Below are 13,134 nucleotides of genomic sequence, written 5' to 3' on the forward strand. Positions count from 1 at the left end.
AGAGACCTTGGCTGAATATGCCAGGTTAAAAATACAAGGACTTGAAACGGTTTTCGCACGTTAAAGAGAGGAGGGACAGATTGTGAATGGATTGCAAAACTTATTCTCCAAACAAGATGATGTTCATTCGTTAATAGCCGGCATTGATGAGGGACTTAAGGAACAAATAGTATCTGGTCTAACAGGTTCTTCGAGATCACTTCTGCTGGCGGCCGTATATGAAAAGACGAACAGGCCGATTTTATTAGTAACCCATAATTTATTGCAAGCACAAAAATTCCATGAGGATTTATCCAGTTTTATCCCAGAGGATGAACTATATATTTATCCCGCCAATGAGTTAATTGCTGCTGATTTGAGTGTAGCCAGTCCTGAATTAAGAGCCCAACGTGTAGAGGCATTGAATTTTTGGACGGAGGGAAAGAAAGGGATTGTCATTGCGCCTATTCCTGGGGTTCGCCGTGTGCTTCCTCCAAAGGATATTTGGAAGAGGCATCAGCTTACTTTTAAACTAGGGGAAGAAATTGAACTTGACCCAACGCTTAATAAATTTATTGCAATGGGCTATAACCGGGCGGAAATGGTTGCCTCTCCAGGAGAATTCAGCATTCGGGGCGGTATCATCGATATATATCCGATTACGGAACCTAATCCAATGCGAATTGAGTTATTTGATACGGAAATAGATTCCATTAGAACCTTTTCTACGGAAGATCAGCGATCAATTGAGAAGCTCCAAAAAGTGACAATCGGTCCGGTTAGTGAGGCCTTGCTAGAAGAAAGGCACATTGAAAGAATTATATCGAAACTCGAAAGCGGATTAAGTAAAAGTTTGAAAAAGCTTAAAGATGAAAAAACAAAGGAACAATTGGTTCAAACGATCAGCTTTGAACTTGAACAGCTGAAAATGGGGAATAAGCCCGACCAAATCTTTAAATACTTAAGTTTAGCTTATGAGGAACCCGCTAGTTTAATAGACTATTTACCTGTAAATGGCTTAGTTTTCTTAGATGAAATCAGTAGAATCCAGGAAATCAATGATTCTTTGGAAAAGGAAGAGGCAGGATGGTATACCGACCTTTTAAGTCAGGGGCAGATTATCCATGATATTAAATTGGCTCATCCCATGCATGAATTAATTATGAAATCAAACAGGCCGTTTGTGTATCTTTCATTATTTTTACGGCATGTACCGCATACAAATCCTCAGAATATCCTGAATTTTGCCAGTAAACAGATGCAAAATTTCCATGGACAGATGAACGTGTTTAAAACTGAACTGGAACGTTGGAAAAAAGGAAAGTATACAGTCGTTATACTAGGCCAGGATGATGAACGGGTGAAAAAGCTGCATTCGGTTTTAGCGGATTATGATATTGAAGCGGCAGAGCTTTTTGATGCGAACAGTATTCTTCCGGGGAAAGTACAGATTTTACGCGGGAGCCTTAACAGTGGCTTTGAATTACCTATGCAAAAATTTAGTATTATTACGGAAACGGAATTATTTAATAAGAAATCTAAAAAATCAATTCGCAGGCAGAAACTATCGAATGCGGAACGAATAAAGAGTTATTCCGAACTGAAAATCGGTGACCATGTCGTTCATGTTAACCATGGTATCGGGAAATATTTGGGGATTGAAACGCTAACCATCAATGGAGTTCATAAGGATTATCTACATATCCGGTATCAGGCGGATGACAAGCTGTATGTACCAGTTGACCAAATTGATCTTGTCCAAAAATATGTCGGTTCCGAAGGCAAGGAGCCGAAGCTTTACAAATTAGGCGGGACGGAATGGAAACGTGTTAAAAGCAAGGTTCAATCATCTGTTGAGAATATTGCGGATGATTTAATCAAGCTGTATGCAGAAAGGGAAGCGGCAAAGGGTTATGCCTTTTCACCTGATGGGGATATGCAGAGGGAATTTGAAACATCATTCGCCTATAACGAAACAGAAGATCAACTGCGTTCTATTGTAGAGATTAAAAAAGATATGGAACGTGAAAGGCCAATGGATCGTTTATTATGTGGTGATGTCGGTTATGGGAAGACAGAGGTAGCTATTCGCGCTGCTTTTAAAGCTATTATGGATGGCAAGCAGGTTGCTTTTCTCGTTCCAACCACTATCCTTGCCCAACAGCATTTTGAAACATTGAGAGAGCGTTTTCAGGACTATCCCATTTCGATTGGGCTTATGAGTCGTTTTCGGACGAAAAAGCAGCAAACGGAAACGATAAAGGGATTAAAAGCTGGAACGGTGGATATCGTTGTGGGTACGCACAGGATTTTATCCAAAGATATTGTGTATCGAGACTTAGGTTTACTTATTATTGATGAAGAACAGCGGTTTGGCGTAACGCATAAGGAAAAAATCAAACGCTTAAAAACCAATGTCGATGTATTGACTTTGACAGCGACGCCAATTCCAAGGACTCTCCATATGTCCATGCTTGGCGTGCGGGATTTGTCTGTCATCGAAACACCTCCAGAGAACCGTTTCCCAATCCAAACGTATGTAATGGAGTATAATGGCTCGCTGGTAACAGAAGCGATTGAGCGAGAATTGGCAAGGGATGGTCAGGTTTATTTTCTTTATAATCGGGTAGAAGATATAGCAAGAAAAGCAGAAGAAATTTCCATGTTGGTGCCAGATGCCCGCGTCACATATGCACATGGGCAAATGTCTGAGCAGGAACTAGAAGCTGTTATGTTTGGATTTTTAGAAGGCGAATACGATGTTTTAGTAAGTACAACTATTATAGAGACCGGTGTGGATATTCCAAATGTCAATACGCTTATTGTGAATGAAGCAGATAGAATGGGACTTTCCCAGCTTTATCAGCTGCGTGGTCGTGTTGGGCGATCCAATCGGGTAGCATATGCATTCTTTACTTACAGAAAAGATAAAGTTTTGACGGAAGTAGCAGAAAAACGTCTCCAATCCATTAAGGAATTTACAGAATTGGGATCAGGGTTCAAAATTGCGATGCGTGATTTATCCATCAGGGGAGCTGGGAATATACTAGGAGCTCAACAACATGGCTTCATCGATTCAGTCGGTTTTGATTTGTACTCTCAAATGCTGAAAGAAGCTGTAGAGGCGAAACGTAATGATCAACCAGTTGAAGAAAAGGCTTCACTTGAAATTGACGTTGAAGTAGATGCGTATATCCCTGATGCCTACATAGCGGATGGACATCAGAAAATCGAAATGTATAAAAGATTCAGAGGCATTACTTCTCTAGAAGAAGTGGAAGAATTACAAGATGAAATGCTCGATCGCTTCGGTGAATATCCTGATGAAGTCGCCTATTTATTTCTAATTGCTGAAATGAAGGTGTATGCTGAAAAAGCTGGAATTGAAAGCATTAAGCAATTGAAGCAGGAAATCAGCATTCTTCTCAGGGAAAAAGTAAGTAGCGGCGTAGATGGACAAAAGGTATTTGAGCTAGGATCAAAGTACGGCCGTATGGTTGGCTTTGGTATGGATGGCAATCGAATGAAGCTTGTCTTACACATTAAAGGTGTAGAACAAAGCAAGTGGTTAGACATCCTCTTTGAGATGGCTAAAGGCTTACAACATGTAAAAAAAGAAATTCAAGCAACAAAAAATTAAAGAAAAAGATTGTCTTTTTGAAGTTGTCTGTTTTTAAGATGTTATGGTAAAAAAGTGTATCAAAAAGAAAAATTTTTTCAAAGTGCATAGAACTTACCATTAGAAAAATACTAAGTACAATAGCTGGTGTTGATTTTGCTACGAAAAGAGGATTTATCAAATCAATTAGAGGAAAGTGAGGCAACATTAGATGAAAGCAACTGGTATCGTTCGCCGAATTGATGATTTAGGAAGAGTTGTCATCCCGAAAGAAATTCGAAGGACTCTCCGCATTCGTGAAGGTGATCCATTAGAGATTTTTGTGGACAGAGATGGAGAAGTCATCTTAAAGAAATACTCTCCTATTAGTGAATTAGGCGATTTTGCAAGAGAATATGCAGAAGCACTTTATGATAGCCTTGGAAACCCAGTTATGATCTGTGACCGGGATACTTACATTGCAGTGGCAGGTGGATCTAAAAAAGAATACTTAAATAAAAGTGTTAGTGAACTAGTAGAAAAAATTATGGAAGAAAGAAATCCCGTACTGGAATCTCCAAATGGACAGATTTCCTTCGTGGATTCGAATGATGAAGAGATTCAATCATATACAGCAGCTCCAATCATTGCGAGTGGTGACCCGATTGGTGCCGTCTTGATTTTCTCTAAAGAAGGAACATTAGGTGAAGTGGAACAGAAATCGGTTGAAACAGCAGCAAGTTTCCTAGCTAGACAAATGGAACAATAGGTTAGGACATGCCATTATATTTTTGGATGTAAAAAGGGCAGCAATCGCTGTCCTTTTTGTTTTTTAATAAAGTCAAAAAAATATGGAGGAAAATTTAAAGCGGGGAGGTCCAAGCCTCTTTGTGGAAATTGGAAAATCATTAACAGTATGGTTAACCTATGAAAAACAACCACTCAATTATGCTATAATTACTACCACATATGAGTGAAAAGGGGAAAAAAAATGGCTGCAAAGCCTTACAAAACTTCAAAAGAACTTTTCAGGGGTGCGTTAATCCTAAGTGCAGCCGCGATTATCGTAAAGATTTTGAGCGCGGCCTATCGCATTCCTTATCAAAACATAGCTGGAGATATCGGGTTTTATATCTATCAGCAGGTATATCCGTTTTATGGGGTTGCTTTAACGCTCTCTACACTAGGCTTCCCGGTTGTCATATCTAAACTAATTGCAGAACGGGAGTCTTCTAAAAATAGTTTTGCGGTTAAAGATATTTTATTGACCTCGTTTGTCGTCTTATGTTCGATAGGGATCATGATGTTTATTGCACTGTTACTAGGGGCAGAATGGATTGCCGGGATGATGAAAGATCCTCAACTATCAGGTCTGCTGAAAATCATTGCTTTTTCCTATTTATTAATGCCATTTTCTTCTGTTTTAAGGGGCTACTTCCAAGGAATAAACGACATGATCCCTACAGCAAGTTCGCAGGTCGCTGAACAATGTATCCGGGTTTTAACAATACTGGTGTTGTCTACTCTATTGGTGTATTGGGATTACTCCGATTATGATGTCGGTAAGGGAGCAGTCTTTGGTTCGATTACGGGTGGCATAACAGGACTGGTACTGCTTTTTGTTTTCGTTTTCTTAAGAGAAGAACGGAAGCTTTTTTCCAAAATGAAAATCAAACCGGCAATTTTCATCAGGATTTCCAAAGCTTTAATCTTTCAAGGTTTGGCCTTTTGCATCACGGGCCTTATTCTAATCTTGTTTCAGTTCGTTGATTCACTGCACCTGTATTCTCTATTAAGGGAAACGGGGATGGGAGAAATAGAAGCAAAAGAATGGAAAGGGGTTTATGACCGTGGACAGCCCTTACTTCAGCTAGGGACAGTCGTGGCGAACTCTTTTGCATTGGCACTTGTACCAGTTATTGCTGGATTCGTTCAGAGGAGAAATAAACAGGAATTACTTAATAAGATAAAATTAGCACTGCGTGTAAGTGCGACTATTGGAATGGCGGCCGCTATCGGGTTGGTAGTAACAATGAAACCTGTCAATTATATGCTGTTTACTGACGATAAGGGGACAATTACTTTGGCAATTTTCTCCTTATCGATATTATTTACATCGCTCATTATGGCGAAAGCGGCAGTTATTCAAAGTTTAGGGTATTCGATTGCCCCGGTGATCATTACGATTGTAGGGGTGTGCAGCAAATGGGCGTTGAACCTTGTTCTTGTGCCCCGTTACAAAATTGCAGGGGCAGCCTCAGCAACAGTACTTGCCTTTATAATCATGACTGTATTGTTTTATATAGTATTGAAAGTACATATAAAAAAACCTTTAATTGAAAAGAAGCAGCTGTTTATAATTTTAAAGAGTACGGTCTACATGGGCACATCAGTTCTGTTATTCAACACCGTATTTCAAGTGGTGTTGCCAGATGAAAGCCGACTGTTAGCTACAATTCAGGCATTGATTGGTGTGGGAATTGGTGCAGTTGTTTTTGTTATGGCAGTCATTCGGGCAGGTTTATTTAGCCAGGAAGAACTCTCCTTTATACCTGTAGGGTCAAAGTTTAAACGATTTATCATAACGAATAGGAGTAAATGAAATCATGAATGAGATTACTATAATAGGACTCGGGGCAGGCGATTTAGACCAGCTTCCATTTGGGATTTATAAAAAATTAACAAAGACAAAAGAATGCTTCGTCCGGACGATAGATCATCCGGTGATCCGAGATTTAACAATTGAAGGAATTAAGTTCACTGCTTTTGACAAGGTATATGAAAAACACGATCAATTTGAAGAGGTATACGAAGAAATTTCAGAAGCATTATTACAAGAAGCTGTAAATAGTTCTGTTCTGTACGCGGTTCCAGGGCATCCAATGGTTGCAGAAAAAACAGTCCAACTCTTGCTAGAGAAAGGTCCAGCTAGAGGTATTGCTATTAAGCTAGAGGGAGGACAAAGTTTTCTTGACCCGTTATTTCAGGCCGTTCAAATTGACCCAATTGAAGGATTTCAGCTTCTAGATGGAACTGCTCTTTCACCAGATGACCTGCATATTAGACAGCATATGATAATCGGGCAGGTGTATGACGCGTTCAGTGCGTCCAATGTGAAGTTGACTTTGATGGAAAAGCTTCCAGATGACTACGAGGTATATATCGTTACAGCGGCAGGCAGTAGCCAGGAAAAAGTAACAAAATGTGCACTTTATGAACTGGACCGCCAAATGGAGTTAAGTAACTTAACGAGTGTCTATGTGCCGCCCGTTAAAGAAGATGCATTACAGTATCGTGAATTTTCTAAGTTACGACAGATCATTGCGGAACTGAGGGGACCTGACGGATGTCCTTGGGATAAGAAACAGACTCATCAAAGCTTGAAGAAATATCTAATAGAAGAGGCATACGAACTTATTGATTCCATTGATGCCGAGGACGATGAGGGCATGATTGGTGAACTAGGGGACGTACTCCTTCAAGTGATGCTTCATGCGCAAATCGGAGAGGATGAGGGCATGTTCACTATAGATGATGTGATCGAAGGAATTACAGCAAAAATGGTTCGACGCCACCCTCATGTGTTCGGAGATGTAGAAGTGACCGGTGAAGAAGATGTTTTAGTGAACTGGCAGAAAATCAAGGAAGAAGAAAAAGGAAGCGAGAAAAATGTTCCACAATCCATTCTAGATGGTATAGAAAAATCGCTGCCAAACTTACTTCGTGCTGAGGAGTATCAAAAAAGGGCTGCGAAGGTCGGATTTGACTGGGATGAGGTTTCCGAAGCGTGGAAAAAGGTTAAAGAAGAAGTGCAGGAACTTGAAGATGAGATACTGAACCCGAATCCCGATATCGACCGGATCAAATCCGAATTGGGAGACCTCTTTTTTGCGATTGTCAACATTTCGCGCTATTATGACATACAAGCAGAAGAAGCTGTCTATAAAGCAAACCAGAAGTTTCACCAGCGTTTTACATATATCGAAGAGCGTATTCAAAGGGAAGACAAGAAGTTTGCTGATTATACATTAGAAGAACTGGATTCATATTGGGATGAGGCAAAAACTAAAGGACTTTAATTAAAGGAGAGAATTGAATGTCGATGAGATTAGATAAATTCTTAAAAGTATCAAGGTTGATTAAGCGCCGCACTCTTGCTAAAGAAGTAGCGGATAAAGGGAGAATTACAATTAACGGCCAACAGGCTAAAGCAAGCTCGAATGTAAAAGATGGTGATGAATTAACCGTGCGTTTTGGTCAAAAGCTAGTCACGGTACGCGTCGACAAAATTCAAGAAACGACGAAAAAAGAAGCTGCTGCCGATATGTATACAATCGTAAAAGAAGAAAAGCTAGCAGAGGAGTAAGGACAGGCTTTGTTCTAATTTCCCTCTTACGGACATACACTTGTACAAAATCAGTGGTACTGTGAGGGATGAAAAATGAGCCAATATATTGATCCGAATGCTGGTTACACAAAGGGAACAATCCAAGAGCATGATGTAACGATGAAAGGCCGCCGTTTATTGGATATTACCGGAGTAAAACAAGTGGAAAGCTTTGATAATGAAGAATTTTTGCTTGAAACGTCAATGGGCTTCTTATCTATACGTGGTCAGAACTTGCAAATGAAGAATTTAGACGTCGATAAAGGGATTGTTTCAATCAAGGGGAAGATTTTTGACCTTGTATATTTAGATGAGCAATCCGGGGAGAAAGCTAAAGGCTTCTTTGGCAAGCTGTTCAAATGACCTTATCGATTCAATTTTATACGTTGCTTGCGATGATAGGCATGGGCAGTTGTTTTGGAGCTGCCCTCGATACGTATAACCGGTTTCTGAAGCGTTCAGTAAGGAAGAGGTGGATTGTCTTCCTCCATGATTTTCTTTTCTGGATTATTCAGGGTCTCCTTATTTTTTATGTTTTGTTTTTAGTGAATGAAGGAGAGTTTCGCCTATATTTGTTTTTGGCCTTATTATGTGGTTTTTCAGCATATCAAGCACTTTTTAAAGGAGTCTATCAACGCTTTTTAGAGTTTTTGATTTTACTGGTAATAAAGGTGGTCAGATTTTTAACTAAATCGGTTCAAATGCTGATATTTCTTCCGATAAAATGGGTAATAGTTACTGCAATTTCCATCATCATAGGTATGGGCAGATTTGTTTTAGTCCTTTTAAAATGGATAGGGAAAATAATTCTCTTTATTTTAAATGTTTTATGGAAACCTTTAAAATGGATACTAACAAGGATATGGAATTTATTGCCGGTTTTTGTTACAAAAAACGTCGGGAAGTTTTATAATAAAGGAAAAGGGATTTTATTGAAAATAAAGAATTCTATAGTTAGCATGGTAATTAGATGGAGAACTAAAAAGAAATGAGGAGTGATAAAACATGAGTAGCCTTCGGAAGAGGAAAGTGGCAAAAATAGAAAATCCCTATGTCGCTCTACAAGAGAAAAAAGTACAAACTGTTGAAAAAAAGAAGCGTGGTCTTATGCGTAGATTAACACTGTATTCAGTTTTCGCCGCTATCTTTTTGATTTTGGCTGTTTCCACCCTCATTACGCAAAATGTTGCACTAGATGAAAAAGTACAGCAGAAAGAAAAATTAGAAGTAAAGTTAGCTAAATTGGAAAAAGGTGAAACCCTTCTTAAAGAAGAAATTGTAAAACTCAATGATGATGACTATATTGCTAAAATCGCAAGACGAGATTATTTCTTATCAGACAATGGTGAAATCATTTTTAATCTTCCAAAAGCAAAGGAAGATAGTGACTAATATTGACACTGTTTTTTTACTTTCGTTATAATATAGTGTGAAGAGATTTTTAACATTTCTAAGGAGGAACATTTTTTTTATGTCAATCGAAGTAGGCAGCAAGTTACAAGGTAAAGTAACAGGCATAACTAATTTTGGTGCATTTGTAGAGCTCCCTCAAGGTTCAACAGGTCTTGTCCATATCAGTGAAGTAGCAGATAACTATGTCAAAGATATTAATGATCACTTAAAAGTGGGCGATACAGTTGAAGTGAAAGTCATCAATGTAGAGAAAGATGGCAAAATTGGCTTGTCCATTAAAAAAGCAATAGACCGTCCTGAAGGCGAGCAAAAACCTGCATACACACCACGTCCGCGCCAAGGAAGAGGGAACGACAACCGTTCCAAAGACTTCCGCTCAAAAGGTAGTAGTTTCCAACCCAAGGAAAACTTTGAGCAAAAAATGGCTAAATTCTTAAAAGATAGCGAAGACCGCTTAACAACCCTTAAACGTAGCACCGAAACAAAACGGGGAGGTCGAGGAGGAAGACGCGGATAAAACTGCTGCTGAAAATAATAGATTAGCAACTTTTCCTGTGAAATTATTCATAGTGTAGATAAAGGCAAGCTTGCTGGCTTGTCTTCTTTTATATATATAAAGGTGTTTCTCTTATTAGATTCGCCTTCAATACCAATAAAAAAAAGCGCCTTATGTACACTTTCTCGATTGAGTGTACTGAGGCGCTTTTTTTATATGAGATGACCCGTACGGGATTCGAACCCGTGTTACCGCCGTGAAAGGGCGGTGTCTTAACCGCTTGACCAACGGGCCAAAATTAATATTAAAAGATAGCGGCAGAGGGGATCGAACCCCCGACCTCACGGGTATGAACCGTACGCTCTAGCCAGCTGAGCTACGCCGCCATAATGGTAAGTGCTACTGAAGCACAAGTTATATCTTACATTCGTGAGGGAAGATTGTCAACAAAAAAAAGAAAGATTGTCGGTTTCCATTTTTTAAAGATATATTCGTGTTATTTTCCACAAAAATAACCTAAAAACTTTGCTTTTCCTTTAAAAAAAAAGAACGCCTGTTTCTGTATTTTAAAAAAAGGTATAAAAACCTGTATACAAATGATTGTTCAAGGAGAATTTCGTCGAACGTTTTTCATTTGCGCTTTTAAAATTCTGACAAAAAAATGGTTAAGCCCTCTATATAATAAAAATCACTAATATGAATGGGGTGTTGAAATGGAAAAAGTAGAAAGACCTATGATGGAACCTCTTGGGGATGTTCAGTTAAAAGAAGCAAAGGAGGGAGCCATCAATTGGATCCAACAGCTGCAAACGAAAACAGATGATATATTTATAAAGAAAGGTATCTCTTTAGCCATTATCGGTTTTTTATTAGGACGAGCATTAATTCTTTCACAGTTAGCACCATTTGGGCTTCCGTTTTTCGCAGCCGTTTTTCTCATGAGACGTGACCGAGCTCCACTCGCACTGTTTGGCTTAATCGCTGGGGGGCTCACCGTTCACTATTCTAATAGTTTAGTCATCTTTACATCGGCGTTCCTGCTTCTCTTATTTCATAAAATCAAGAGGCCGGCCGTAGAAGGGCAATTTAAGACGATGTCGATGTACGTCTTTGCTTCACTCTTCCTGGTAAACCTGGCCGAGCAATATCTTGTGTTTCGAACGATTCAGCTGTACGACCTGATGATGATAGGAGTAGAGGCGGGGCTCGCCATGATTTTAACCTTAATTTTCATACAGTCCATCCCGCTGCTATCAATACGGACGAAGTCACAATCATTAAAGACAGAAGAGATCGTCAGCATTATCATTCTACTCGCGTCGGTGATGACCGGAACAATTGGGTGGATGATATATGACCTGTCACTCGATCATATATTTTCACGATACCTTGTCCTCCTATTCGGGCTGGCGGGAGGGGCCGCCATAGGCTCCACTGTAGGAGTCGTTACCGGATTAATATTCAGCTTAGCGAGTATAGCCAGCCTTTATCAAATGAGCCTCCTCGCTTTTTCAGGCCTGCTCGGTGGTTTGTTGAAGGAGGGTAGGAAGATAGGGGTTGCGGCAGGCCTGTTAATTGCTACGTTACTAATAGGTCTATACGGAGAGGGAACTAATAATATTATGGTTACCCTCTATGAATCACTTATAGCTGTGGTGTTATTTATTTTAACGCCATCTTCCATAATCAATAAAATAGCAAAGCATATACCCGGGACCGTAGAGAACTCGGATGAACAGCAACAGTATGCCCGGAAAGTGAGGGACGTTACCGCCCAAAGAGTGGAACAATTCTCTCATGTATTTGAGGCGCTCTCAAATAGCTTTTCCCAAATAGATGAACGAGGAAGATTGGAGGAAGATGAGAAAGAGTTCGATTATTTTTTAAGTAATGTAACTGAAAAAACGTGCCAAATCTGCTTTAAAAAGGAACAATGCTGGGCTAAAAACTTTAATACAACCTATGACGGTATGCAGGAGATTATGCTTCAATTAAGTGAAAATAATGGACAGCTCCCCCAAAAAACTTCAAAAGAATGGGGGAAATACTGTAGTCGTGGGCCGCAGGTCATTGGGGCAATTTCTCAGGAACTTACTTACTTTGAAGCTAACCAAAAGTTAAAAAGGCAGGTGAAAGAAAGCAGGAAGCTAGTGGCGGACCAACTGCGTGGAGTTTCTGCAGTGATGGATGATTTCGCGAAAGAAATTCAAAGGGAAAGGAAGAATCATCATTTACACGAGGAATCCATTATGGAGGCCATTCAGGATTTTGGCCTGCATATCGGTTATGTGGAAATATACAGCCTTGAACAGGGAAGTGTTGATATAGAGATGAGTGTCCCATACTGCCAAGGCAGAGGGGAATGTGAGAAGTTGATTGCACCTATGCTTTCCGACATTTTAGGAGAAACGATTGTTGTCCATTCCGAAGAGTGTGCAACTTATCCAAACGGGCAATGTGAGGTGATATTTAGGTCAGCAAAAAAATTCACGGTCGAAACGGGTGTGGCTCATGCTGCCAAGGGGGGAGGGCTTGTTTCAGGAGATAGTTATACGACCATGGAAATTGGTTGCGGCAAATTTGCAATAGCCATTAGTGATGGGATGGGTAATGGGGAAAGGGCCCATTTTGAAAGCACCGAGACCTTGAAGCTGCTACAAAAATTTTTACAATCGGGAATAGAAGAAAAAATAGCCATTAAATCCGTAAACTCCGTATTATCCCTTCGCACGACCGATGAAATATTTTCAACTCTTGATCTGGCAATGATTGATCTTCAGGATGCAAAGGCTAAGTTTTTAAAAATATGTTCGATACCAAGTTTCATTAAAAGGGGGGATAAAATCATTAAAATTGAATCAAGTAACCTGCCGATGGGTATCATCCAGGATTTCGATGTTGATGTCGTATCCGAGGAGCTAAAGGCAGGGGATATTTTAATAATGATGAGTGATGGGGTATTCGATGGTCCCTCTCATGTGGAAAATATCGAGTTCTGGCTTAAACGAAAAATCAAGGAAATGGAGACAGACGACCCACAGGAAATATCTGATTTAATATTAGAAGAGGTCATTCGAACAAAAGGGATTATAGATGATGATATGACAGTGGTAACCTCAAAAATTAAACATAATACACCGAAATGGGCATCCATCCCCGTTTCACCAAAACGGAAAAAGGCCCAGTAACGAGAAATCTTTCCATAAATTAAGATAAGGAGGTCGTCTACAAACGAGGTGTTATGTTGGCAGCTATGTAAAG

The 13,134-nt window shown here is 39.7% G+C and carries 10 protein-coding genes and 2 tRNA genes; 10 read left to right on the forward strand and 2 right to left on the reverse strand.

Features of this window, described 5'->3' with window-relative positions:
- Nucleotides 1-82 precede the first annotated feature (82 nt).
- The 9 genes from mfd (at nucleotide 83) to NST21_RS00375 (ending at nucleotide 9,894) form a co-directional block, all read left to right on the forward strand.
- Nucleotides 83-3,619 carry a transcription-repair coupling factor gene (mfd, locus tag NST21_RS00335; RefSeq protein WP_340887259.1) on the forward strand — a complete coding sequence of 1,179 codons (3,537 nt, stop codon included), beginning with the start codon at nucleotides 83-85 and terminating at the stop codon, nucleotides 3,617-3,619.
- A gap of 190 nt (nucleotides 3,620-3,809) precedes the next feature.
- Entirely contained in the window at nucleotides 3,810-4,346 is a 537-nt protein-coding gene (gene spoVT / locus NST21_RS00340) for a stage V sporulation protein T (protein ID WP_053348988.1), read from the forward strand.
- Between the two features lie 222 nt (nucleotides 4,347-4,568).
- On the forward strand, nucleotides 4,569-6,179 hold the full coding sequence (locus tag NST21_RS00345) for a putative polysaccharide biosynthesis protein (RefSeq protein ID WP_340887262.1): 1,611 nt from the start codon (nucleotides 4,569-4,571) through the stop codon (nucleotides 6,177-6,179).
- 4 nt (nucleotides 6,180-6,183) lie between these two features.
- Entirely contained in the window at nucleotides 6,184-7,656 is a 1,473-nt protein-coding gene (mazG, locus tag NST21_RS00350) for a nucleoside triphosphate pyrophosphohydrolase (protein WP_340887264.1), read from the forward strand.
- Between the two features lie 23 nt (nucleotides 7,657-7,679).
- Complete coding sequence (locus NST21_RS00355) at nucleotides 7,680-7,943, forward strand: RNA-binding S4 domain-containing protein (RefSeq protein WP_034316386.1); 264 nt, start codon at nucleotides 7,680-7,682, stop codon at nucleotides 7,941-7,943.
- A gap of 75 nt (nucleotides 7,944-8,018) precedes the next feature.
- Entirely contained in the window at nucleotides 8,019-8,327 is a 309-nt protein-coding gene (gene yabP, locus NST21_RS00360) for a sporulation protein YabP (protein WP_053348985.1), read from the forward strand.
- Nucleotides 8,324-8,956, forward strand: a complete 633-nt coding sequence (gene yabQ / locus NST21_RS00365; protein ID WP_340887267.1) for a spore cortex biosynthesis protein YabQ — start codon at nucleotides 8,324-8,326, stop codon at nucleotides 8,954-8,956. The genes yabP and yabQ overlap by 4 nt, the downstream gene beginning before the upstream one ends.
- 37 nt (nucleotides 8,957-8,993) lie before the next feature.
- The gene (locus NST21_RS00370; RefSeq protein WP_309446321.1) at nucleotides 8,994-9,356 is read left to right on the forward strand and encodes an FtsB family cell division protein; all 363 of its coding nucleotides are present in this window, start codon (nucleotides 8,994-8,996) and stop codon (nucleotides 9,354-9,356) included.
- 79 nt (nucleotides 9,357-9,435) lie between these two features.
- Nucleotides 9,436-9,894, forward strand: coding sequence for a S1 domain-containing RNA-binding protein (locus tag NST21_RS00375; protein WP_053348982.1), 459 nt, complete (start codon nucleotides 9,436-9,438; stop codon nucleotides 9,892-9,894).
- A 201-nt stretch (nucleotides 9,895-10,095) separates the two neighbouring features.
- Here NST21_RS00375 and NST21_RS00380 read toward each other — a convergent pair.
- Both NST21_RS00380 and NST21_RS00385 read right to left on the reverse strand, forming a co-directional pair.
- Nucleotides 10,096-10,167: transfer RNA gene (locus NST21_RS00380), tRNA-Glu, on the reverse strand.
- An 18-nt stretch (nucleotides 10,168-10,185) separates the two neighbouring features.
- A tRNA-Met gene (locus NST21_RS00385) sits at nucleotides 10,186-10,259 on the reverse strand.
- A gap of 327 nt (nucleotides 10,260-10,586) precedes the next feature.
- On the opposite strand from NST21_RS00385, the gene spoIIE reads away from it, so the two are divergent.
- Nucleotides 10,587-13,061, forward strand: coding sequence for a stage II sporulation protein E (gene spoIIE / locus NST21_RS00390; protein WP_340887270.1), 2,475 nt, complete (start codon nucleotides 10,587-10,589; stop codon nucleotides 13,059-13,061).
- Nucleotides 13,062-13,134: the final 73 nt, after the last annotated feature.

It is taken from the genome of Peribacillus sp. FSL K6-1552 (genome assembly GCF_038005205.1).
GTDB lineage: Bacteria > Bacillota > Bacilli > Bacillales > DSM-1321 > Peribacillus > Peribacillus butanolivorans.

Coding starts and splice junctions, on each gene's coding strand:
- NST21_RS00375 (WP_053348982.1), top strand. CDS start 9,436: ATGTCAATCGAAGTAGGCAGCAAGTTACAAGGTAAAGTAACAGGCATA.
- mazG (WP_340887264.1), top strand. CDS start 6,184: ATGAATGAGATTACTATAATAGGACTCGGGGCAGGCGATTTAGACCAG.
- yabQ (WP_340887267.1), top strand. CDS start 8,324: ATGACCTTATCGATTCAATTTTATACGTTGCTTGCGATGATAGGCATG.
- NST21_RS00345 (WP_340887262.1), top strand. CDS start 4,569: ATGGCTGCAAAGCCTTACAAAACTTCAAAAGAACTTTTCAGGGGTGCG.
- spoVT (WP_053348988.1), top strand. CDS start 3,810: ATGAAAGCAACTGGTATCGTTCGCCGAATTGATGATTTAGGAAGAGTT.
- NST21_RS00355 (WP_034316386.1), top strand. CDS start 7,680: ATGAGATTAGATAAATTCTTAAAAGTATCAAGGTTGATTAAGCGCCGC.
- spoIIE (WP_340887270.1), top strand. CDS start 10,587: ATGGAAAAAGTAGAAAGACCTATGATGGAACCTCTTGGGGATGTTCAG.
- yabP (WP_053348985.1), top strand. CDS start 8,019: ATGAGCCAATATATTGATCCGAATGCTGGTTACACAAAGGGAACAATC.